16 protein-coding genes are annotated in these 23,211 nt (G+C 51.4%); 14 read left to right on the forward strand and 2 right to left on the reverse strand.

The genetic code is table 11. From position 1 onward, the window contains the following. Window positions 1-19 precede the first annotated feature (19 nt). Window positions 20-1,969 carry a DUF6541 family protein gene (locus AC1AY0_RS07905; protein ID WP_476524831.1) on the forward strand — a complete coding sequence of 650 codons (1,950 nt, stop codon included), beginning with the start codon at window positions 20-22 and terminating at the stop codon, window positions 1,967-1,969. Window positions 1,970-2,027: 58 nt separating this feature from the next. After that, the gene (locus AC1AY0_RS07910; RefSeq protein WP_476526163.1) at window positions 2,028-3,431 is read left to right on the forward strand and encodes a hypothetical protein; all 1,404 of its coding nucleotides are present in this window, start codon (window positions 2,028-2,030) and stop codon (window positions 3,429-3,431) included. Here AC1AY0_RS07910 and AC1AY0_RS07915 read toward each other — a convergent pair. After that, on the reverse strand, window positions 3,348-4,388 hold the full coding sequence (locus AC1AY0_RS07915) for a glycosyltransferase family 2 protein (RefSeq protein WP_476524833.1): 1,041 nt from the start codon (window positions 4,386-4,388) through the stop codon (window positions 3,348-3,350). The genes AC1AY0_RS07910 and AC1AY0_RS07915 overlap by 84 nt on opposite strands. Window positions 4,389-4,435: 47 nt before the next feature. Between AC1AY0_RS07915 and AC1AY0_RS07920 the strand changes: the two genes are divergently transcribed. The 7 genes from AC1AY0_RS07920 to AC1AY0_RS07950 all read left to right on the forward strand — a co-directional run bounded on the left by AC1AY0_RS07920 (window position 4,436) and on the right by AC1AY0_RS07950 (window position 16,482). Then, the gene (locus AC1AY0_RS07920) at window positions 4,436-7,342 is read left to right on the forward strand and encodes a YfhO family protein (protein WP_476524834.1); all 2,907 of its coding nucleotides are present in this window, start codon (window positions 4,436-4,438) and stop codon (window positions 7,340-7,342) included. A 119-nt stretch (window positions 7,343-7,461) separates the two neighbouring features. Continuing rightward, window positions 7,462-8,574: an ATP-binding protein gene (locus tag AC1AY0_RS07925; RefSeq protein ID WP_476524835.1), complete on the forward strand. Its 1,113-nt coding sequence runs from the start codon at window positions 7,462-7,464 to the stop codon at window positions 8,572-8,574. Window positions 8,575-8,631: 57 nt separating this feature from the next. Next, window positions 8,632-11,730, forward strand: coding sequence for an RICIN domain-containing protein (locus tag AC1AY0_RS07930; RefSeq protein ID WP_476526164.1), 3,099 nt, complete (start codon window positions 8,632-8,634; stop codon window positions 11,728-11,730). A gap of 59 nt (window positions 11,731-11,789) precedes the next feature. Next, window positions 11,790-14,960: an RICIN domain-containing protein gene (locus AC1AY0_RS07935; RefSeq protein WP_476524837.1), complete on the forward strand. Its 3,171-nt coding sequence runs from the start codon at window positions 11,790-11,792 to the stop codon at window positions 14,958-14,960. A 41-nt stretch (window positions 14,961-15,001) separates the two neighbouring features. After that, on the forward strand, window positions 15,002-15,553 hold the full coding sequence (locus AC1AY0_RS07940; RefSeq protein ID WP_476524838.1) for a hypothetical protein: 552 nt from the start codon (window positions 15,002-15,004) through the stop codon (window positions 15,551-15,553). Window positions 15,554-15,607: 54 nt separating this feature from the next. Continuing rightward, a complete protein-coding gene (locus AC1AY0_RS07945) occupies window positions 15,608-16,090 on the forward strand; it encodes a helix-turn-helix domain-containing protein (protein ID WP_476524839.1) in 483 nt (160 codons plus the stop codon). Further along, complete coding sequence (locus AC1AY0_RS07950) at window positions 16,087-16,482, forward strand: ABC transporter (protein WP_476524840.1); 396 nt, start codon at window positions 16,087-16,089, stop codon at window positions 16,480-16,482. Before AC1AY0_RS07945 ends, AC1AY0_RS07950 begins: the two co-directional genes overlap by 4 nt. 74 nt (window positions 16,483-16,556) lie before the next feature. Here AC1AY0_RS07950 and AC1AY0_RS07955 read toward each other — a convergent pair whose 3' ends face one another. Continuing rightward, on the reverse strand, window positions 16,557-17,498 hold the full coding sequence (locus tag AC1AY0_RS07955; protein ID WP_476524841.1) for a glycosyltransferase family 2 protein: 942 nt from the start codon (window positions 17,496-17,498) through the stop codon (window positions 16,557-16,559). 86 nt (window positions 17,499-17,584) lie between these two features. On the opposite strand from AC1AY0_RS07955, the gene rfbB reads away from it, so the two are divergent. The 5 genes from rfbB to AC1AY0_RS07980 all read left to right on the forward strand — a co-directional run bounded on the left by rfbB (window position 17,585) and on the right by AC1AY0_RS07980 (window position 23,209). Continuing rightward, complete coding sequence (rfbB, locus tag AC1AY0_RS07960; protein WP_476524842.1) at window positions 17,585-18,607, forward strand: dTDP-glucose 4,6-dehydratase; 1,023 nt, start codon at window positions 17,585-17,587, stop codon at window positions 18,605-18,607. Window positions 18,608-18,615: 8 nt separating this feature from the next. Then, window positions 18,616-20,070 (forward strand): sugar nucleotide-binding protein, encoded by a 1,455-nt coding sequence (locus AC1AY0_RS07965; protein ID WP_476524843.1) that lies wholly within the window; start codon window positions 18,616-18,618, stop codon window positions 20,068-20,070. A gap of 110 nt (window positions 20,071-20,180) precedes the next feature. Beyond that, a complete protein-coding gene (rfbA, locus tag AC1AY0_RS07970) occupies window positions 20,181-21,080 on the forward strand; it encodes a glucose-1-phosphate thymidylyltransferase RfbA (protein ID WP_476524844.1) in 900 nt (299 codons plus the stop codon). Between the two features lie 162 nt (window positions 21,081-21,242). Beyond that, complete coding sequence (locus AC1AY0_RS07975; RefSeq protein WP_476524845.1) at window positions 21,243-22,019, forward strand: ABC transporter permease; 777 nt, start codon at window positions 21,243-21,245, stop codon at window positions 22,017-22,019. Then, window positions 22,019-23,209, forward strand: a complete 1,191-nt coding sequence (locus tag AC1AY0_RS07980; protein WP_476524846.1) for an ABC transporter ATP-binding protein — start codon at window positions 22,019-22,021, stop codon at window positions 23,207-23,209. Before AC1AY0_RS07975 ends, AC1AY0_RS07980 begins: the two co-directional genes overlap by 1 nt. Window positions 23,210-23,211 lie beyond the last annotated feature (2 nt).

The raw sequence follows: 23,211 nt of genomic DNA on the forward strand, positions 1-23,211 counted from the left end.
TGGATATGAGAGAACGACTATGAGTAGTACCGTTGCCCGCTCAAACGGTTTGAATATTATTCGCCGCCGCGTTCCTGCTTTGGCTGCGATTGTTGGCACTGCCGTGGCTTGCAGCATCGTAATTGCCTGGTTCCCGACTGCGATTTGGGATAAGCCGATTCAGGGCATTGATGCGCCGGCTCACTATTACTTCACTCGCGAACTCATGAACCAGGGTCTCTCGGTGGCTACCTCGCTGCTGCCTAACGGTGGCTTCTACCCGCCACTGTTCCACATGCTTGCCGCATTGGTGGCGACTGTGGGCGGCATGCTTGGCATCCCCGTGTTTACTGGTTCTGCTGCAGTGGTTGCTGCGGTGAACTGTGTCTGGATTTTTGGCGGCGGTATTCTTTGGCCGCTGGGTATGGCATTGTTCTGTAGCTATTTCTTCCGCAATGCTTCGGTAGTAATGCGCTCGGCATTGTATTTTGTGATTCCGATTCTTGCCGTCAGCTCAGGCGCGAATCCATTCCAGATGCTCTATGCCGGCCCTTTGATTGCGTATGCATTTGCTAGCAATCTGCTGCCTTTCCTGTTGCTTGCAACACTGTATTTCCTTGATTCGTTCTCGACGCTGATTGAGCTGAAAACCGGCGCATCGCAGTCCGTCGAGCAAAAGAACGCTGAACATACCGAAATGCATGTGGCAATTCGCCAACTGCTTATTTCGCTAGCCTTGACCGCAGTCGCATTCCTTGTAGTTATGGCAGCTCAACCTAAACTGGTGTTCACGTATATTGTCATCATGCTGCCATATGCGGTGTTCCGTTTGCCGTGGAAGCTCGTTGCCGCCATGTTCGGATTGCTGGTGCTGGGCGCGGTCGCATTCTTTATCTTTGCGGTGAACATTTATCCGTCTGCCAAGTATTTCCATCCGGAAACATGGTTCCATACGCATCGCCCGAGTATGGATTTGAAAACATCGCTTACGTATGCGTTCACTGACGGCATGGTTTCGGGAGATATTAATCAGGGATTGACTTCCTTCAATATCCCTACAGTGGCCGGCTGGGCAATGCTGATTATGTTGGTAGCATCCATTGTGATGATTGTGGCGCATGCCAATAAGCAAGGCATGGCTGTAGTGTTTTCGTTCGTTTTGGTGCTGTTTGTATTCGAATGCAGCGCTACTTTTACTGGAGCGATTCCCAATATTGTGACCGCAGTATGGTACCGAAACGAGGTACGTACACTCACCATGCTGCCATTCGTGATTCTTCCGGTGATTGCTTATGCTGCTGCTCGCTTGGATGCTTGGATTCGCAATACGGTCCAGCAGGAGCAGCCGCAAACGTCAGCTCAGTTAAATGCTTCTGCAAACGCTATTGCTCGCGTGGCTCCGCGTGCACTTGCCGCCATTTGCGCTGCACTTATGGTTGTGGTGATGATTGGTGCGCAAACCGTGAACCCGGTGAAAGATGCGATGCGAGACGCTGTGAATAATGCGGCTTCGTTGGATAAGACCGATCCGACTGAGCAGCTTACGCATGCCAAGCTCGAGATTCTGACTCGCATGGTTAAGGAAACCGGCACTGATGCAGTAATCATTTCCGACCCGATGAATGGTTCGATGTATGCCACGGCATTGTTCAACGCAAACATGCTGTTCCCTGTGTATAACCCGCAGAACACTGGCAAAGGCGTGATCTTCAGCCAGGTTGAACAAGCTTTTGGTTCCGGCAATGGCAGCGATGTGCTGAGCACGGCGTGTGGCATTAACCCGCAACAGCCCACATACTTCCTGTCGATGGGGCCGAAGGCTCCGAGCCTGCAATTCTCGTTTGCCGCACAATATGACCCATTCCATGATGCCCAGCGCATTGCGCAATATGCGTCAGACGGCACTATGACCAAGGTTCAGGACTACAGCTCATATGGTGATTACGCCAGCGATTGGGCGTTATATCAGCTTCAGTGCCCGGCTCGCTAAACACTGCGTTTAGTGGCAAAAGCCGATTGCTGGAGTTGATTGAAAAGAGGTGATTGCAATGGAAACCAGCACCGTGAATACGCAACAGCAAGAGACCCCTCATGCTGCTGCAACTGATACGGGTAGTACCGGTGGCGGGAATCCAGGTCTGACGCAACCTCGCATAACCAGCAAACAATGGTGGCGGCGCAATTGGTTCATTATGCTGCCATTGGCTGTATATCTAGCAACCTATGCGGTTGTGTTCCCCGGCATTGACTCCGTGGATGCTAACTGGCAGCGTCAAATGTTTGCCGACTGGACATTCAGCAAGCAGCATTCGGTGCTGAGTACTTTTGTATTCGGCATTATTGGCGGCGATCAGCTGTGGCTGTGCAATCTCACGCAATCCATTATTTTTGCAGCCTGCATTATTACTGCACTGTCTGTGCTTGCTCCGCGGGTAAGCCAGCGAGCATTGCTGATTGCTTCGTTAGCTTGGTCGTTCTATCCACTGTTTCCCGCGTATGCTGTTTCCTGCGTAAAAGATGTGCTGTGCGCTGGGTTTACTTTGCTGCTGTGTGTAGAAGTATTCGCCATTATTGATAGCAAAGGTGCACTGCTGCGCAATCCTTGGTTCATAACCGGGCTTACGCTCACTTTGTTCGTAACCAATGAGTATCGCAAGAACAATTTCCTGTTCATCGGCATGATTGTGCTGTTCCTGCTGATTCGATATCGCAGTGAATGGAAACGATTGCTGGCTATGCTGCTCGCGTTCGCCGCATTGACAGCAGCTTGGGGCGCGTATTGCGATTATGGGCTGAAAGCTGAGCCTGCTGCCACCACAGAGATGCTGGGTGTGCCGCTGATGCAAGTCTCGTATATCTATTACGAGGATCTGCACGGGGTCCCGCAACAGTTACCAGCCGAAGCGGATGCGTATTTCCAAGCTGTGCGCTCGCAAGATGAATGGGCGGCTAACTATGAGAAGCAGCCGCTGGTGGTCATGGATAACAAAATCGGTGATTTGACTAGCGCTGATTTAGGCGAGTTCCTTGGCAATTGGGCCAGCCTTTGCTTCGCGAATTTTGGCACATGTGTCAAAGCGTATGTGCTGTTTGAAGGTTCGCTGATTAACCCGTTGCAGGTGACTGACGACCAATACAGTATTTTGGGCGGTGTGCTGCACATGGATAAGGCTACGGCTGGGCAATCATCGTTGGCTTGGGTGCCGCGCGTGGTGTTCAATCTAGCGGTCATTGATTGGATTCTGATTGCGCTGGCTGTGTTCGCTTACCGCCGTGGTATGCGCGAACTGCTGCCGCTATTCCTGATTCCGCTGGGCATTGCTATCTCGCTTATGCTCGCTGCGCTTGCCGTGCAAATTCGCCTGATGCTAGGCGCGATTATTCTTATTCCGTTCTTGGCTGCGCTGATTTTGGGTCGAACTAGTCGCCACAATTCCGCTGCCGCTGCTTAGTTTGCTTTCCTCGATGAGATAGTTGGGGCGATGTTTGGTTTGCATGAAGATGCGCCCCAGGTATTCACCGATGATTCCGAGGCAGAGGAGCTGCACGCCGCCGAGGAAAAGCATAACCACCATGGTGGAAGCATAGCCGGGCACGTCGATGCCGGAGGCGAGTGTGCGTACGATGAGGAACAGCGCGTAAAGGAACGCAGCGGCGGAAACAAGTGAGCCCGCCCATGTGGCGATTTTCAGTGGCGCGATGGTGAAGCTGGTGATGCCGTCCATGGCTAGGTGGAACAGTTTCGGGTAGTTCCATTTCGTGGTGCCGGCCACGCGTTTGTCTCGGTCGTAGAGGAATTCGATTTTCTTGAAGCCAATCCAGCTGAACAGGGCTTTGGAATTGCGCTCGGATTCGTCGAGTTGCTGGAGCGCTTCAATGCATTTGCGGTCGAGGAGGCGGAAGTCACCGGTATCGCGTTGGATAGCTACTCCGGAAATCTTCTGCAGGAGGCTGTAATACCAGCGGCTGGTTGCCTTCTTAAGCCAGCTTTCGCCTTCGCGGCTGCGGCGGCGCGCATATACGTCTTCGTAGCCTTGGAACCAGAGTTCGGCCATTTCGGGGATGAGTTCAGGCGGATCCTGTAGGTCGGCGTCGATGATGACCAGCCCGTCGGTTTGCGTGTAAGTGATGCCGGCGTACATGGCCTTTTCCTTGCCGAAGTTGCGTGAAAGGAACAGGTATTCCACGTAGTCGGGGTGCTGGGAGGCATATTCGCGGATGAGCTGGCGTGTGTTGTCTTTGGAACCGTCGTCCACGAACAGAATCGTATAGCGCAGGCGTTCGGGAGCAGCTGCGATAAGCGAATCCATGCGGTCGAACAGTGTGGGCAATGATTCCTGCTCGTTGTAACAGGGAACCATAACCGTCAACGTGCGAACATCGACCGTGCGAACATCGGCATTGATCATATTGTTACTCCTCAGCTCGCGGAACTAGCCACATTATAATAAGCCACATGTCTTCAAGCAGCACATCAGCGCCTACCCGTAATACCCGATTCGGCTTTACCCTTGCAGGGTACGCGGCTTGTTTTGCGCTACCTATTGTTCTGCTGATTGCGCTCTGCACCATGCGAGGCATCTATCCGTTTGGCAATGAATCCTTCTTGTCTGGCGACTTGCGGTACCAGTATGTCGATTTCTTCGTGTGGTTCCGATCAATACTGCTCGGCCAAGGCGGCAGTCTTACATATTCCTTTGCCCAAGGCATGGGCGTAGGCACATGGGGCTTGTATAGCTTCTATTTGGCAAGCCCTCTGAACTTGTTTGTGGTGTTCTTCGACACTGCTCATATCACGCTGTTTATTTGGCTGGTTGTTGCGGTAAAACTGGGGCTTGCTGAGATGAGCATGGTGTTTCTGCTGCGCCGACGCTTCCATCTCAACGGGATTGCGGCCGCAGCGCTATCGCTTGGCTATGTATTCGGATCCTGGACAGTTTCTAATCTTCGCAACCCTATGTGGCTGGATAATCTGGTGCTGCTGCCGTTGATTTGCTGGGCTACATATGAGTACATCAATCGCAGGCATTGGCGCATGCTGGCGGCTCTTCTTACGGTTTCCGTGATCATCTGCTGGTACACGGCTTATATGACCATCTTTTCCCTAGTGTTTTACGCGGTTTTGGAGCAGATGGCGCTCGCTGCCCGCACTGGCACACGATTTAGCGAGAATGACTTGTGGCGCAAAGTGCTGGGTATGGCAGGGTGCGGTGTGCTGGCGCTGCTGCTGAGCACGTGGACGTTCTTGCCGACTATCAAAGTGCAGTCTTCCAGTCAAGGTGCCATGTCATCTCGTATTCGTGGGATTGTGGCTCAAGCGCAGGGACTTGCGAGCGGCATGATCGCCAAATTGATGCCGGTTTTACTGGTTGGCGGCGTATTGATTGTGCTGATTATCGTGGCCGCCGTGGCGCTGATGGTGGTGCGTAGGCGTCGCAATAATGCTGTGCGCCAATCGGCTGAGCATGCGAAGTCTGGTTCGGATGCTGCTGCAGATATCAGCAGTGACTCAGCTGAAGTGGCTTCGGATGAAGTCGTTACCGGTACTGTTCGCAAAGCTGCCCCTGCTTCTTTTGCTACTCCCGAACCGTATGCGCACACTCTCGCATGGCGTGTATGCGTGGGATTGTTTGCGCTGGGTTGTGCGGCAATGGTTGCGGTTTCTATTGCGGTGCCGGTAATCGGTCGTCTCTGGGATTTGGGCACGCATGCTGATGTGAAGGGCGTGCTGCTGGGATTCACCGCTACTGGTTGGCAGGAACAGCAGGTACCGCAGCTGTTTATGGGCGCTGTGGTAACAGTGTTGGCGGTTGTGTTCTTCCTGCTGCCTTCGATTAATCGTTCAGTGAGGAAGACAGCAAGCGTTATTTTGCTGTTTATTCTGGCGTCTACCACGATCGTGCCGCTGGAAATATTGTGGTGTGGTTTGCGCTACCCGAAGGGCTTCTATTCTCGCCCAGCTATTTATGCTGCATTCTTTATGGTACTGCTCGCTGCTGCGGCATTGCAGGAAATCCTAGTTGGTCGTGTGCCGCTGACTGCTCATTTCAGCGATGCAAGTAAGCGAATGCTGACTCGAATCATCGCGGCAGTGATTATCGTGATTGCCGTTCCTGAGTTTCTTTTTGCCGCCAATCATACGGCGAGTGTGGCGTACCGCGATTATCAGCAAACGTATGCGAATACGTATGCCGCCAACTCTCGTGCGCAGGCTGAGCAGTTGCGAGCACTGGATAATGGCGTGTACCGGTTTGAGAAGAATTACACGCGCGCTGGCGCTGCGGCGTTGAACGAGGGCATGGCTTCGGACTTCCGTCAGCTGTCGATTTATTCATCAGCCAACAGTGCTGCTGCGGTGGATTTGTTGTCTCGGCTTGGCTATAGCCAGGTTGACGAGAATTTGACTCGCTATGCTGCACCGAGCTTGCTGAGTGATGCTCTGTTGGGCGTGAAATATGTGTCGTTGAATGATATTGCTAGCTCAGACGGCACATATCCGCAGCAATACCTTGGTATGAAGCGTGTGCTGGACGCGAGCGGCGAGGGTGCGGCTGCCGTGTATCGCAATGCTGATGCGTTGCCTTTGGGCTATGGTGTGCCTGCTGATATTGCCGATAGTGATATGCCGCAATCGGTGAATCCATTCGAGAACCAGAACGCATTTGCTTCCGCGCTGGTGGGGCACGCAGTTACGCCTTTTAAGCAGGTTGAGGCCAAGGCAGTGGATAATGCCGATGGTTCGCGCACGTGGACAGTTCAGGTGCCTGAAGGATCAGTCGGCTATGTGTATGTGTCGGCGAGTGCGACTGTTGATTTTGGCTTGAGTATTGATGGCGGCGAATCGATTACTGAGAATAATCGATTTGAGCATGCCCTGCATCCGTTGGTGGGCGGCTCGACTGGTGCAACCCAGGCTGATGGTACGCATACCGTGACGCTGACTTCCCCCATGGGAGCTGCGGTAACCGGTGATCAGCCTGCTGCAACCTGTCTGTTCACCGTGCTGGATATGAGTCAGGTTCAGGAAATCACGCGGCAGCTTTCGCAGCATGAGTTCAAGATTCAGAAGTTTGAGGACGGTTACGTGCACGGCACGTTTGCGGCGCAGAGTGGTAGCCAATCCCTGATGATCAGCACCCCATACAGTGAAGGTTGGCAAGTCACGATCAATGGCAAGAAGGTCGAGGCAAAGCCGGCTTTCGGCGGTGCCGTTACCGTAATTCCCGTTCAGGCCGGAACGAATGATATCGAGATGCACTTCACTTCGCCGGGTCTGGTGCCAGGCATAGTGGTAAGCGCCATTACCGCTGCTGGTTGCTGCATTGCCGCTGCAGTAATTGCCATCCGCCGTCGCAAGCAGTGAGTGATGTTGATTGAGCATAGTCAATGCTCAATCAACATCTTTTTTGATTTTTTTGATTTTTTTGATATTTTTGATATTTTTGATTTCGGGCGAAGTGGTGCACGACATGAGGGGACAAGATGGCTAAAACACGTGTAAATCCGTTCAAACCCACAGCCGGTGGGGAGCCTCCCCTGTTGATAGGTCGAAGCAAGGTTATTCGCGACTTTGAAAAAGGGCTGGATAACGGTGTGGGCGCTCCTGGACGCATTATGTTGGTCACAGGAGCTCGCGGAACCGGTAAGACGGTAATGCTCACTGTCTTTGGTGATAAGGCGCGTGAGCGGAATTGGGACGTTATCGAAGAGACAGCTTCAGAAGGACTATGCGAGCGATTGGTTGATGCTCTACATACCAATAGGGGAGCTCTCGATCATTTGACGGTTAAGCCTTCGTTGTCGTTCGCTGGTGCAGGAATTAGTCTTGGAGAAGCGGAACTTTCTCCCAAGCGTATGCCGGAAACGCTGCGTAGCGCCATGGCTACTCGTCTGGATCGTCTCGATAAAAAGCGTGCAGGTTTGTTAATTACCATCGATGAGACTCAGGCTGCAGAGCGCCAAGACATGATTGCTATAGCTACTGCTATCCAGCATCAAATTCGTGAGCGTCGAAATATTGCGATCGTATTTGCCGGATTGCCGCAAATGGTATCTGATTTGTTCAATGATGAGGTCATCACATTTTTACGACGCGCGAAGACCAATGTACTTTCGGATATTCCGCTAGAAGAAGTGCAGAATGCTTTCTTGGACACGTTTAGCGCTTCAGGCGTTTCTATTACTGAGGAACAACTGACCACTGCAACTGAAGCTACGCATGGATATCCATATATGATTCAGTTGGTCGGGTATCACATTTGGGATGCCGCTGACGTACGAGATTCAGATACCATAACCGACGAGGATGTGGAACAGGGAATCCACGAGGCTCGTATTGATCTTGACAATGCGGTCTGCATCCCCGAACTGCACGGCCTTTCCAGAAATGATAGAGCTTACTTGGAAGCCATGTCTTATTCGGACGGACCATCATCTACTGTAGAGATTGCTGAGCGCATGGGTAAAACTGCAAATTATGCGGCAACATACCGTAAACGTTTGCTGGATGCGTTTGTGATTCGTGAGACCGAGCGCGGTGAAGTGGACTTCGCTGTACCGTTCTTGCGTGAGTATTTGCGCCGTATGCACGAATAATGCAGAGACTTTAATAACAATCAGAAAAACGCGAATCTGATGGCGGTGAAGAAGAGTATGAGTAAGAGCTGGGCGAGTCTGGTAACTGTTGCGGTGAGCGTTGCAATGCTTGGTGCGATTGGTATTGCGCCTGCGAATGCAGTAAGTGATGTGAACCTGGATGCTGTGGGTTCAACGACGGGTTCAACAACAGGCTCGACGTCGTCAGTCAATTTCTTCAAAACGCAGGCGATTGACGACAGCACTGCTGCCGATGCCATGCCGGATAATCCTAATGCTGCCTTGCCGGATAAGGTTTCCGAGGATATTCCGGATGATGCAACAGTGGTGTCCGAGAATCATGCCGTTACCGATGATGGTGAACTGAAGGATATTGAAACCGGTGAAACCGTCACCGATCCAACGTTGGTAGGCACTGAGAGTCAGCAGCCTGATCCGTTGGCCAAAACCGATGGTGAATCGTTTATTCCAGTTGAGGCTGGCGAGGTCAAGCAGAAGGTTGCCGCCAACGGTGGAGACGCGAACGCTACCAATAATCCCGCCAAAGCCACCACTCAAGGTACAGTGAAGCTTGCTTCCCTGCAAAACAATGATTACGGCGCGCATTGGGGCACCTACAACAGCACACAGGCGTTCTTTGACGCCAATAACAACCTGTTTGTGCAGCAGGCCAAGGGCGTAATCGATGTTTCCACTTACCAAGGGACCATCGATTGGCAGGCGGCCAAGAATGCTGGTGTGGAAGGTGCGATTATTCGCATCAGCTATGGCTGGGACAATGGTTTTGACAAGCAGGCATTGCGCAACATCAGCGAATGCAAGCGTTTGGGCATTCCGTTTGGCGTGTACAGCTATTCGTATGCCTATGATTCCGCGACGGCAGCTAATGAAGGCAATGATATTGTTAAGCTCCTCAAGCAGGCTGGCGTAAATCCAGGCGATTTGAGCTACCCGGTGTTCTATGACCTCGAACGCTGGACGTGGACCGGTCACACGCCGCCAACCGACCCGAACGTGTACGACGGCATTGTGAACACGTGGTACAGCAAGCTTCAAGCTGCGGGATACACCAATCTTGGCGTGTACTCGTACACTTCGTATCTGAATTCGTCGCTCAACAAGTCCAGCATCCACGCCAAAACTCGTTGGGTGGCGCAATACGGCAGCACCATGGGCTTCACCAGCTGGCCCACCAATGATCGCGGCTGGCAATACACCAGTGATGGTTCGATTGCCGGCATCAGCGGGCGAGTGGATTTGAATGCGTTTGGATATAAGGAATATCAGGCGGAAACCGATGTGCGCTATCTTGACAAGATCACCATTCCGGATGGCGCGTATTACATCAACTCGGTGAAGAAAAACTCGTCGAGTATTGAGATTGCTGGTGGCAGTACTGCAACGGGAGCTACCACTCAGCTGTATGGGTATAACAAGTCTCAGGCGCAGCGTTTTGTGTTTTCGCGTCAGTCTGATGGTAGTTACGTGATTAAGAATCAGGCGTCTGGCAAGGTGCTGGATGTCGCGGGCGCTGATGCGAAGCTGAATGCGGTGGTCCAGCAGTATGACGCTAATGGTTCGGATGCGCAGAAGTGGTTTATCCGTGATTCCGGTTCCGGTTGGTATGTGCAGTCAGCGTTGGGCAACTGGGTATTGGACATTGCAAGTGGCAATACTGCAAATGGAACCACTGTTGCGTTGTATGGTCCAAACAACAGCGTTGCACAAAAGTTCTCGTTGGCGTCGGTCGATTCCAACGTGGCCACAAACACGTCTGTGCGCGTCCAGTCAGCGAAGAACAGCTCGTATGTAATGGACATAGAAAGCGGATCTACGGCGAATAACGCCAAAGCGCAGCTATATAACTGGAACGATACTGATGCTCAGCTGTATGCCCTTAGTGAAGTTGGCAATGGTGTGTATGAGATTCAAAATCGTAGATCAGGTAAGGTGCTTGAAGTAGCCGGTGCAGGTACTGGTAATGGTGTTGCCATTCAGCAATACGCCCAGAATGGTACGGCGGCACAACATTGGTCTGTGATTAGCAAGGATGGTGAGTTGACCTTCCTGAGCGCTGCCACTGCAAAGGTCATCGATATTCCAAGCGGTAACGCTGCGGCTTCCGTTAAATTGCAGACGTATGCCTACAACGGTACTGCAGCTCAACAATGGAATCTCGATAAGCAATTGACGTTGCGTGAGCGTCTGGATGCATTAGCTAGCGAGCATAAGAATGATTTGCCGAATGGCACGTATAAGGCAGTTTCTTCTGCCAAGTCGTCCATGGTGTTGGATGTGGCTGCTGGTTCCACTGCAAATGGTGCGAATGTGCAACTGTATTCCAGCAACAATACGGATGCTCAGCGATGGATAGTTACTCATGATGACAAGGGCTATGTGACGCTGACTAATGCTGCGTCTGGCAAGGTGTTGGATGTGGCGTCTGGTTCTACTGCGAATGGCGCAAATATCCAGCAATACGCGTCGAATGGTAGCTGGGCACAGAAGTGGATTGCCGTGAAGAATGCGGATAGTTCTATTACGCTTCGCTCTGCTGCGGTGGAGAATCGAGTGGTTGATGTGGCTGCTGGTTCTACTGCGAATGGTGCGAATGTGCAGCTGTATTCCAGCAACAGTTCTGCGGCGCAGAAATGGAACTTCAGTAAAGCCACAACTGCACGAGAACGATTGAATGCCTCTGCGGCCGAGAACAAGTCTGTGCTTGAAAACGGCACGTATGTGTTTGCATCCAACGCGAGAAAGACTGCAGTACTTGATGTGGCTGCTGGTTCTACTGCGAATGGTGCGAATGTGCAGCTGTATTCCGGCAACGGTACGAATGCTCAACGTTGGAAAGTGACCCATGATGGGAATGATTATGTGATACTGACCAACGTGGGTTCCGGTAAAGTGCTGGATGTTGCGGCTGGCTCAGCCGTGAATGGTGCGAATGTGCAGCAGTATGCGTCGAATGGTAGCTGGGCGCAGAAGTGGATTGCCGTGAAGAATGCGGATGGTTCTATCACGCTGCATTCCGCCATGAAGGAGAACCTGGTTATTGATGTTGCGGCTGGTTCCACTGCGAATGGTGCTAACGTGCAGATATATGCATCCAACGGTACGCAGGCTCAGAAGTGGGTTCCGAATCGCAAATAAAGATTATGCGATTGTGGCTGCTGAAGAGCATGCTACAAAGTGAGTAGAGAGGCGGCAAGATGCGTCGAAACCTTATTACAGTGATGGTCGGCGCGATTGCCGCCTTTGCATTAATTGTGCCAGTTGCGCCTGCTGCGGCGCTTACTGATTCAGTAGCTGTTCCAGTCACGGATACTTCTGCTGATGGGATTACTCAAGTTGCCAAAACCCATAAGCCGCAAACCGGCGAGCAACAGTTCGAGTCTGCGGCTGATTCCAGCGCCAGCGGAGACGATGGTATTCAACCGTATTCGCTGGATAATGACTCAGAAGATCAATCTGAGCCCTCGGATGGGTCTCTCACGGCATCTGCTGATCTTTCCGGGCTTGCTACAGTAGGCGTGACCTGGCAGCAGCAGGATATGGACAATCCAGACAATGCGCCTACCTATCAATTGCGCTATCTGACTGACGGAACTTGGAGCGACTGGGTTGAGCTGCCCTCGTATGACGAAGACGCTGGTGAGATGGGCGTAAGCCCCTCCTACTATGTGGGTAACGCCACTCAAGCGGAGGCAAAACTCACGCCGAAGAACGGTCAACAAATCACTGAGGCGAAACTCATCACTGTCGATTCCGGGTATTCCGTAGCGGGCAACTCCCAGACCAGTGCATACGCAGAACAGAACCAGAGTAACACCGCGACTACATTGCCGCATACTGCACAATCCACAGTAGAGCGCAGCGGTACTAAGTCCTCAGTGCAGACCGCCGCTGCAGTCACGGCCACTGGCACTATCCACACTCGTGAAGAATGGTGGGTGGCTGGCAACCCTGGTATGGATTGGCCGCCCGAGCGCGTGGCAAATTGGAAGGGTGCAATCGTTCACCATACGGTAGATCGCAACGATTATTCCCAGGCTGAAGTGCCATCTATGATCAACGGTATTTATGTGTATCACAATGTCACCCGAGGTTGGGGAGACATTGGCTACCAGCTCATCGTGGACCGATTCGGCGGCATTTGGGAAGGCCGTGACGAGGGCGTAGCGAATCAGATTGTTCCCGGTAGCCAAGTGGTAGGCGCACAGGCTTCAGGCTTTAACTACGATACCTTCGGCGTCTCCATGCTGGGCAGCTATCATCTCAATGTTGCGCCTACGGATGCGCAGATTAAGTCTGTTGCCGCTGCAATTGCTTGGGAATTTGATGCTGTCGGCATTACTGACCCATATGGCACTTTCGCATATAAGGGTACGCAGGCACGTATTACTGGTCACGGTGATCAGTCGCACTGGGGTACCGGAAGCGCGAATCACACCACTTGCCCAGGCCAGCAGGTATGGGCGAAGATGGGCACGATTCGCGATTACGTGAAGAGCTATCTCAAAGGCGTATCCAGTCTGCCTAAGGTGAATCTTGCAGATGGTACGTATTATGTGAATTCTGTTGCCAAGAATTCTGCAAGCGTGGAGATTGCTGAAGGCAATGTGGATGATGGTGCAATAACGCAACTCCGGGTTGCCTCAGGGAAGGAAAATCAGCAGTTCTCATTTGAAAAGCAGGCTGATGGCAGCTATGTGATTACCAATAAGGCTTCTGGCAAGGTGTTGGATGTGGCGAATGGCTCTGCATCCGATGGCGCGCAAGTTCGCCAATGGACGGCAAATGATAGTGCGTCACAGCACTGGTTCGTCCGCGATTCCGGGGTTGGCTATTATTTGCAATCCGCGTTGGGCAATTATGTATTGGATTTGGCTGGTGGCTCGACTGCTGATGGCACAGTAGCCAGACTATATACGCCCAACGGTACTGCGGCGCAGAAATTTGTATTGGCATCGGTGAGCGCAACTATTCCGACTGGTATTACAACAAAGATTGCTTCAGTGGCAAATAATGCGGTTGTATTGGATATTGCGTCAGGCTCTACAGCAAATGGCGCTCGCGTTCAGTTGTACAGCTGGAATAACACCGATGCACAGCTGTACACATTCAAGCAAATTGGCAACAATGTGTTCCAGATTGTCAACCGCAATTCAGGCAAGGTCTTGGAGGCTGCGGGCGGCGCTACTGGCGATGGCACTGTTGTGCAGCAGTATACGGCTAACGGGACTGCTGCTCAGCATTGGTCTGTGGTTGATTACGGTGATGGAAAGTTCATGTTTGCGAATATGGCGTCTGCCAAAGTGCTTGATATTCCTGCGGGGAATGCGGCAGTTGGTGTGAAGCTTCAGTTGTATACGCGTAATGGGTCATCAGCTCAACTATGGAAGATTTCGGAGGCGAAAACGGTTCGCCAGCAAATTGATGAGCAGGCTGTTGCGAATAAGGATGTGTTGCCTGATGGCACGTACAAGATTGCTTCATTTGCGAAGAGTTCTATGGTTCTTGATGTAGCGGCTGGATCGAAGAATAACTCTGCGAATGTGCAGCTGTATTCGTCGAATGGTACGGACGCACAAATATGGACGGTCTCTCATGATCCAACAGGCTATGTGATATTGACCAATGCCAGTTCTGGCAAGGTTTTGGATATCGCCAGTGGTTCCAGTGCGGTAGGTGCCAATGTGCAGCAGTATGCATCCAATGGCAGTTGGGCGCAAAAATGGATTGCGCTGAAAAATGATGATGGCTCTATCACATTGCAGTCGGCAGTTGCTCAGAATCGTGTACTTGATGTTGCTGCTGGTTCCACGGCTAATGGTGCGAATGTGCAGATTTACTCGGCAAATGGCACTAAGGCACAACGTTGGCAAGCCATCTCGGCTAAGTCGATGCGTCAGCGCATTGATGATTTGGCTACGGAGCATAAAGCCGATGTTGCTGAGGGTGTATATCGGATTGCGCTGCATGCAAGCACGTCGAAGGTATTGGATGTTGTGGCTGGTTCACGAGACAATGGTGCGAATGTGCAGCTGTATTCGTCGAACGGTACCAAGGCCCAGCAGTGGAAGGTGTCTCATGATTCCAAGGGATATGTGACGCTGATCAATGTTGGCTCAGGTAAGGTGCTCGATGTTGCGGCTGGTTCTACTGCCAATGGTACGAATGTGCAGCAGTATGCTTCGAATGGTAGCTGGGCGCAGAAGTGGATTCTCGTGAAGAACTCCAACGGCTCATTAACACTGCGTTCAGCACTGAATGAATCCCTGGTTATTGATGTAGCAGCTGGTTCCACAGCTAATGGTGCCAACGTGCAGGTCTACGCATCTAACTGTACGAAAGCCCAGCAGTGGGTGTTGCGTGAGTAAATGAGTATAATGCTTGCAATATAACCAGTGAGGGGGCTGGGATGGATGGGTCTGATTGCCGCTGTACGCAGAAGAGTCCGGTGCGCTACGAATGGTTTGGCGAACCTATTATTTGTGAGCGGGGTGAGTCTGTAGAACAGGTGCTTGCATCATGGTTTGCTGGTAGGGCAGCTAATAAAGAATTTGAGTGGGGGCAGCTGGACTCACGGCGATTCGATAAATACAAGATGCGTTTGGAGGCTTTTCTTGAAGAAAAGCTTGAACGCTTACAAGCGGGTGAATTGACTCCTGGAACAGAGGTGGTCCCTGTAGCACGTGCACAAAAGAAGGGACTGCCAATGTTTGAATTTCGCTGGCATCGTGAGGAAAGAATGCTAAATGGCGCCCGCAAGGAACAGATTCGTCACTATGATTCTGAGCCAGTAGAGTTCGCAGATGCTGTTTTTGGGCTGTGCATGCATTTAAAAGACGTGCGTAGTGGCGATGACCGGATTATCTCTGCTGTGCAAGATGAGCAGATTGATTTGGCAATTCAGAGGCATGTTGATAATGCTCGAGATGATTGGCAGCATCCATCGTTGGTAAAGGAATGATTCGTCCAGACAATCAAATATTACTATATGTAATATTTGAAGAGGAGTGGTGCTATGAACGAGAAGCCGTATGAATACCGAGAACTGGCGTATGACTTGTATAAGGCGTCTGATGAGCTGCTGGATAAGCTTGTTGCCATGCGGAAACATCGAGGAATGACGCAGTCGGATCTCGCTGACGAGATGAATGTGTCGCAGTCTTATGTGTCACAGATAGAGAATGGTCGCAAGCAGTTGGTTTCGTTGCTGACTGACTATGCGCTTGAGGTTGGTGCTCGAGTGGAGTACGTAGTCGAGCCCGCTGAGGCTAAGCCTGAAGGCAAGCGGCATTATAGGGAGTTGAAACACTCGGAAACTATTCCAGTTATGGAGAGTTGGGGCGATAACAATGTGACCTTTGGGAATATGAGGGTCTCTATGACGTTTGAAATTCCGCAAGATGATTCTGGTTGCGTTCCGAAGCGTATAGGTCTTTTAGTCGGTGGTAAGCCTGAGACGGCAGACATACACGTTCAAGAGAGTGCGGTGGCTGCATGATTAAGATAAATAAAGTTATGCTCATTGACGAACATAACCAACGTGGTATTGATGAGCGAGGTGGAGTAAAACAACCTCAAGAGAATAATTTAGCATTGTCATTTGGCGTGGTTCCTGCTGAAAAGAAACCTTGGCCGTACGAGATTGTCCTGCACACAGAGCTGACTGCGGAGCAAGGTGATGACAATAAAGAAAGGACGTCACCAATTTTTAGTTCTGATCTTCGCTATGCTGCAGAATTTGACCAAAAGGAGATTCCGGAGGAGAAGCTGCTTGAGGCGTTTTCCTCAGCGTGGCCGTTTGTACGAGCAGATTTGATTGAGTGCTACAGGCGTTTTGATTTCCCTACTCAGATGATTCCATTCCGTATTGAGCCGGAAGAGCATCAGTAATACTGTATTCAAAAAGATTGAGGGAGGGGGTTCATTCATTTGAACCACCTCCCTCAATCTTTCGTGACGTTATATCAGTGACGCTTCAGATAGGCAAATTTATTGGCGTCCACCACGAAGGTCTTGCGGTCGTTCTTGGCCATAACATCGAGAATGATGCCGGTGACAATCAGCAACAGGCCTGCGATGACGAGCATAACGGCACCTATAAGGGTGGGGAAGTGGGCCACCATGCCGGTTTTCATGAATTCCATGGTTACGCCGCCGCACAGTACCAGGCCGATGATGCCAATGACGAGACCGAGACCGCCAAAGAATGGCAGTGGCTTGTATTCGCGGATCATGCGGAAGATGGTGCTCATCACCTTGATGCCGTCGCCCACAGTGTCCAGCTTGGATACGGAGCCTTCCGGTCGATCACGGTACTGGATGGGCATCTCGTAGAGGCGCAGGTTGTTGTTGAGCGAATGAATGGTCATCTCGGTTTCGATTTCGAAACCGCGGGAGAGCACCGGATACGTCTTCACAAAAGTGAAGTTGAAAGCGCGATATCCGGTCATGATATCGGTGACGTGCGCGCGGAACAGTCCGTTGATAGAGCCGCGCACCAGGCGGTTGCCGAAGTTATGGAACGGACGCTTGTTCTCCTGGAAGTATGTGGAGGAGAGGCGGTCACCGATCACCATGTCATAGCCTTCGAGCACTTTCTCAACCATTGCCGGGGCTGCGTCTGCCGGGTAGGTGTCGTCGCCGTCGGCCATCACGTATACGTCGGCATCGATGTCTTCAAACATGGCTCGCACCACGTTGCCCTTGCCTTGGCGTGGCTCCTTGCGCACAATAGCGCCTTCAGCCGTGGCAATCTCGGCAGTACGGTCCGTGGAATTATTGTCGTATACGTAGATGGTGGCGTTTGGCAGCGCCGCCTTAAAATCACGTACCACTTTGCCGATAGTGACTTCCTCGTTGTAGCAAGGCAGCAGTACGGCGATGGAGGGGGTCTTCTCTTCTGGCATGAGCACCACTCTAGACGTGGGGATAGCCCAAGAGATGTTCTCCCATACCGTGGGGTATATCGTTTGTTAACAATATACTGGGCCATATGGCTGAAGAATTGTTTACTCCTCATAACATTATTGTGACCGGTGGTTGTGGTTTCATCGGTTCGAATTTCGTGCATTATGTGTATAACAACCATCCGGACGTGCATGTGACGGTCCTGGATGCGTTGACGTATGCGGGTAATCTGGAGAACATCAAGGGCATTCTTGGTGATCGTGTGGAGTTCGTGCATGGCAACATCTGCGACGCGGAGCTCCTGGACAGGCTGGTGCCTGGTCATGACGCGATCGTGCACTACGCGGCCGAGTCCCATAACGATAATTCGATCGCGAATCCGGAGCCGTTCCTGAAGACCAACGTCGAGGGCACGTTCCGTCTCCTGGAGGCGGCCCGCAGGTACGACGTGCGCTATCACCACGTCTCCACGGACGAGGTGTACGGCGACCTGGCGTTGGATGATCCGGCGAAGTTCACGGAGGAGACCCCGTACCATCCGTCCAGCCCGTACAGCTCCACCAAGGCCAGCTCCGACCTGCTGGTGCGCGCATGGCACCGCACGTTCGGCATCCGCGCCACGATCAGCAACTGCTCCAATAATTATGGTCCTTACCAGCATGTGGAGAAGTTCATCCCCCGCCAGATCACGAACATCCTGGAGGGGCTGAAGCCGAAGCTGTACGGCAACGGCGAGAACGTGCGTGACTGGATCCACACGGACGACCACTCCACGGGCGTGTGGACCATCCTGACCAAGGGCCGTATCGGCGAGACGTATCTGATCGGCGCGAACGGCGAACGCAACAACATCACCGTACTGCGCGACATCCTGACCGTGATGGGCAGGGATCCGGACGACTTCGACTGGGTCAAGGATCGTCCCGGCCATGACCGCCGTTACGCGATCGACTCCACTAAGCTGCAGACCGAGCTCGGTTGGAGGCCGACCCATACGGACTTCCAGAAGGGTCTGGAGCAGACCATCGCCTGGTATACGGATAACCGTGCCTGGTGGGAGCCGGCCAAGGCCGCGACCGAGGCCAAGTACAAGCAGCAGGGACAGTGAGCGATACCATGTCGTTTGAGTTTGAGAAGGAACTGAAGGCCACGGAGACGAATATTCCTGGTTTGCTGGTGTTCGATCTGCCGGTGCATGGGGATAACCGTGGTTGGTTCAAGGAGAACTGGCAGCGTGCGAAGATGACCGCGCTTGGTCTGCCTGATTTCGGCCCGGTGCAGAACAACATCTCGTTCAACGCGACCAAGGGCGTGACGCGCGGCATCCACGCCGAGCCTTGGGACAAGTACATCAGCATCGCTGCGGGTGAGATCTTCGGCGCGTGGGTGGATTTGCGCCCGGGTGATTCCTTCGGTCAGGTGTATACGACGCGTCTGGATCCGTCGAAGGCGATTTATGTGCCGCGTGGTGTGGGCAACAGCTTCCAGGCATTGCAGGATGGCACTGTGTACACCTACTTGGTGAACGCTCATTGGAGTCTGGAGCAGAAGAGGACGTACACGTTCGTGAACCTGGCGGACCCGGAGCTCGACATCCGGTGGCCGATCCCGTTGGAGGAGTCCGAGCGTAGCGAGGCCGACCTGCATCACCCGATGCTCAGGGATGCCAAGCCGATGGCTCCGAAGCGCACCCTGGTGACGGGCTGCAACGGCCAGCTGGGCCATGCCATCCGCGCGTATGCGGAGGCGCATGGCCTGCAGGGCTTCGAGTATACGGATATCGACGAGTTCGACTTCTCCGACCCGAACGCGTACGAGAAGTATGACTGGAGCCTGTACGGCACAATCATCAACGCGGGCGCGTACACGGCCGTGGACAGGGCTGAAACCGCGGAGGGCCGTCCGATTGCTTGGAAGGCGAACGCCCAGGGTCCGGCTTTGCTGGCCAGGGTGGCTGCGGAGCATCACATCACGCTCGTGCACGTGAGCTCCGATTACGTGTTCGACGGCACCCGCGAGGAGCATACGGAGACGGAGAGCTTCGCCCCGCTGGGCGTGTACGGTCAGACGAAGGCCGCTGGCGATATCGCCGTCGGGAACGCGCCTGAGCACTACATCCTCCGTTCCAGTTGGGTGATCGGTGAGGGGCATAATTTCGTGAAGACCATGATGATGCTCTCCAACCGCGTGGCTGACGAGAACGATGGTCTGAACCAGGTGACCGTGGTGGACGACCAGTACGGTCGTCTCACCTTCACCAGGGACATGGCCGAGGCGATCTTCCATCTCCTGGACGCCCATGCCCCGTATGGCACGTACAACCTGACGGGTTCGGGTGCGGTGAAGTCCTGGGCTGACATCGCCCGTGAGGTGTTCGACCTGACGAACGGCAATGGTGGGAAGGTCAGGCCGATCAGCACCGCCGAGTATTTCGCGAACGCGACCAGCCCGGTGTCCCCGCGTCCCACGAACAGCGCCTTGGACCTGACCAAGATCGGCGAGGCCGGTTACACGCCCGCCGACTGGGAGGAAACGCTCAAGGGGTACGTCAGCAAGGAACTTGAAAAGTAGGGGATGGTTCCCGTGTGAAAACCGCGCAGAAGACTCTGCGCGGTTTTCTGTTTCATGCATATATTGGCTAAGCTGGATACGCTTGCATGAATACGGAGAAAGTAGGTCTCATGAAGGGCATTATTCTGGCTGGTGGTTCGGGTACTCGCTTGTATCCGTTGACGACGGTGACGTCGAAGCAGTTGCTGCCGGTGTATGACAAGCCGATGATCTACTATCCGTTGAGCGTGTTGATGATGGCCGGCATCCGTGACATCCTGATCATCTCCACGCCGAAGGACCTGCCGAACTTCGAGAAGCTCCTGGGTGACGGCAGCCAGTATGGTGTGAGGTTCTCCTATGTGGTGCAGCCCAGCCCGGATGGTCTGGCGCAGGCGTTCCTGTTGGGTGAGGAGTTCATCGACGGCGAGCCGTGCGCGCTTGTGTTGGGTGACAACATCTTCTACGGCAACGGTCTGGGTGCCACGCTGCGCAAGGCGAGGGCGAAGGCGGAGAACGGTGAGGGCGCTTCGGTGTTCGGCTATTACGTGGATGATCCGGAACGTTATGGTGTGGTGGAGTTCGATGCGGATAAGAAGGCCGTCTCCATCGAGGAGAAGCCGGCGCATCCGAAGTCGAACTACGCGGTGACGGGCCTGTATTTCTATGACGAGCGTGTGGTGGAGTTCGCCAAGCGGGTCAAGCCCTCGGCGCGTGGGGAGTTGGAGATCACCGACTTGAACAGGATGTATTTGGAGGATGGTTCCCTCAACGTACGTACCCTTGGCCGTGGCTATGCGTGGCTGGATACGGGCACGATGGATTCCCTGTACGAGGCGGGTGAGTTCGTGCGTACGGTGCAGCGTGCGCAGGGACTGCCGATCGCGGTGGCCGAGGAGATCGCCTACGAGAACGGGTGGATCAGCAAGGAGGAGCTCCTCGAATCCGCCGAACGTTACGGCAAGAGCCCATACGGCCAACACCTCAAAGACGTAGCAGACGGAAAAGTCATTGTAAAAAGTCGAGATTGATTTACTACTTAGTGGAAACTGATAAGTAGATAACTCAATAAGCATTGAAAATATCGAATTACTAGTTTGGCAGGGCAGTTAGTAAAGTAATCCTAATATGTAAATACTTTCAGGCCTGTTGCACGAGGAGGAATATTGAAGCTGTTCAGTAAAAGGAACCGTGTGCTTCTGCACGAGCTGACGGTTACTGATTTCAAATTACGTTATCAACAGTCGGCGTTGGGCTACCTATGGTCAATTTTAAAGCCACTTATGTTGTTTGCTGTCATGTATATCGTGTTTGCTAAATTCTTGGCAATGGGTGGCGACATACCTAATTACGCGGTATACCTGTTAGCAGGTATTTCGTTTTGGACCTTTTTTGCTGAAGCAACGACACAGGGGTTGCAAGCGATTGTAGGGCGTGGCGATCTCATTCGCAAAATAAATTTTCCGAAGTACATTATTGTTCTTTCAGGAACGATTTCAGCGCTTATTAACCTTTTCTTTAACCTGTTAGTGGTTTTGGTATTTGCATTATTGACCGGAGTGAAATTCAGATGGACAGTTTTACTGTTGCCACTCAATATAATTGAAATGTATGTCCTAGCTCTTGGAATAGCTTTGTTACTCGGAACATTATATGTGAAATACAGAGATGTAGGCTATCTATGGGAAGTTGGTCTTCAATTATTTTTCTATGGTACTCCTATCATTTATCCGATTACTATGGTCAGTGCAACGCATCCATTGATGGCTAAGTTGATGATGCTTAGTCCTATGGCACAAGTAATACAGGATATTCGTTACAATTTGGTCACAGATAAAACAGAGACCTTATGGACATTAGTTAACAATCCATTGGTTGCAATTGTACCTTTTGGGATAGTATTAATTGTCTTAATGGTTGGGATTCTCTATTTTAGGAAGAATTCGCGGGAATTCGCAGAGGTAATGTGATGAATAGTCAAGATGATAATGCAGCAATTATTGTAGATAATGTAACAAAAACTTTTAAACTTCCGAAAGACAAAGCTTCAAGTCTTAAAGCCGCGATTTTTAATAAGATAAAAGGTGATAAAGGCTATACAGAGCAGACTGTATTGAATGATATATCATTCAAGATAGAAAAAGGTGATTTTTTTGGAATTGTAGGCCGTAATGGTAGTGGAAAAAGTACATTATTAAAACTCATAGCACAGATTTATTATCCTAATTCTGGTAATATAAAAGTAAATGGGGTTTTGGTTCCATTTATTGAGTTAGGAGTGGGATTCAGTCCGGAATTATCAGGACATGACAACGTATATCTCAACGGTGCTTTGATGGGCTTTTCAACTAAAGAAATCGATGATATGTATGATGATATCGTTGATTTTGCTGAACTTGGAGAATTCATGGAGCAGAAGATTAAGAACTACTCCAGCGGCATGTTAGTGCGTCTTGCTTTCTCCATGGCTATTCGAGCGCAGTCAGATATTCTTCTTCTGGACGAGATTCTTGCTGTTGGTGATGAAGCATTCCAGCGTAAGTGCTATGCATATTTTGCAAAGCTAAAACGAGAAAAAAAGACTGTAGTTTTGGTAACCCATTCAATGGATTCTGTCCAAATGTTCTGCAACAAAGCTCTGATGCTAGAAGATGGCAATATAACTGTATTGGGCAGTACCACAGAAGTTGCACGCAGATACCGTGAGCTAAATAATGAAGTCTCTGAAAAGAATCAAAAGACAGATCAAGTTGTTAAATATGATAATGTAGCATTTGCTTGTAAATATAATAACGACGAACGATTGCGTAAATTGATTTTTAGTATCGAAATTATGCCAGAAATTGATATCGATGATGCAGTTATAACATTCTTCATTCAAAAAGATACAGGAGAATGGGTTTATCGATTCACTTCAGATGAAAAAATGCAAGAAAAGATAAATCTGATGAAGGGGAAAAGAATTAGTTTCAATTTGACGCTCCAGAATATATTTCCTAATGGTAGTTTTGAAGCTGTTTGTAGCCTAAAAAAACGTGATAGAACAGTTCAATATGCTGCTGATGCAGTAGTATCAAAATTTGATATAGTAAATTCTTCTACATATGCTAATGATTCATATTGGAAGCCAATTGAAGACTATAAGATAATTGAGGAATAATT

This window comes from Bifidobacterium sp. LH_416 (genome assembly GCF_056357055.1).

Excerpts from the sequence above, each read along its gene's own strand:
- AC1AY0_RS07965 (WP_476524843.1), top strand. The coding sequence starts at position 18,616 with ATGTCGTTTGAGTTTGAGAAGGAACTGAAGGCCACGGAGACGAATATT.
- rfbB (WP_476524842.1), top strand. The coding sequence starts at position 17,585 with ATGGCTGAAGAATTGTTTACTCCTCATAACATTATTGTGACCGGTGGT.
- rfbA (WP_476524844.1), top strand. The coding sequence starts at position 20,181 with ATGAAGGGCATTATTCTGGCTGGTGGTTCGGGTACTCGCTTGTATCCG.
- AC1AY0_RS07955 (WP_476524841.1), bottom strand. The coding sequence starts at position 17,498 with ATGCCAGAAGAGAAGACCCCCTCCATCGCCGTACTGCTGCCTTGCTAC.
- AC1AY0_RS07925 (WP_476524835.1), top strand. The coding sequence starts at position 7,462 with ATGGCTAAAACACGTGTAAATCCGTTCAAACCCACAGCCGGTGGGGAG.
- AC1AY0_RS07945 (WP_476524839.1), top strand. The coding sequence starts at position 15,608 with ATGAACGAGAAGCCGTATGAATACCGAGAACTGGCGTATGACTTGTAT.
- AC1AY0_RS07940 (WP_476524838.1), top strand. The coding sequence starts at position 15,002 with ATGGATGGGTCTGATTGCCGCTGTACGCAGAAGAGTCCGGTGCGCTAC.
- AC1AY0_RS07905 (WP_476524831.1), top strand. The coding sequence starts at position 20 with ATGAGTAGTACCGTTGCCCGCTCAAACGGTTTGAATATTATTCGCCGC.
- AC1AY0_RS07915 (WP_476524833.1), bottom strand. The coding sequence starts at position 4,388 with ATGATCAATGCCGATGTTCGCACGGTCGATGTTCGCACGTTGACGGTT.
- AC1AY0_RS07910 (WP_476526163.1), top strand. The coding sequence starts at position 2,028 with ATGGAAACCAGCACCGTGAATACGCAACAGCAAGAGACCCCTCATGCT.
- AC1AY0_RS07930 (WP_476526164.1), top strand. The coding sequence starts at position 8,632 with ATGAGTAAGAGCTGGGCGAGTCTGGTAACTGTTGCGGTGAGCGTTGCA.
- AC1AY0_RS07950 (WP_476524840.1), top strand. The coding sequence starts at position 16,087 with ATGATTAAGATAAATAAAGTTATGCTCATTGACGAACATAACCAACGT.
- AC1AY0_RS07980 (WP_476524846.1), top strand. The coding sequence starts at position 22,019 with ATGAATAGTCAAGATGATAATGCAGCAATTATTGTAGATAATGTAACA.
- AC1AY0_RS07920 (WP_476524834.1), top strand. The coding sequence starts at position 4,436 with ATGTCTTCAAGCAGCACATCAGCGCCTACCCGTAATACCCGATTCGGC.
- AC1AY0_RS07935 (WP_476524837.1), top strand. The coding sequence starts at position 11,790 with ATGCGTCGAAACCTTATTACAGTGATGGTCGGCGCGATTGCCGCCTTT.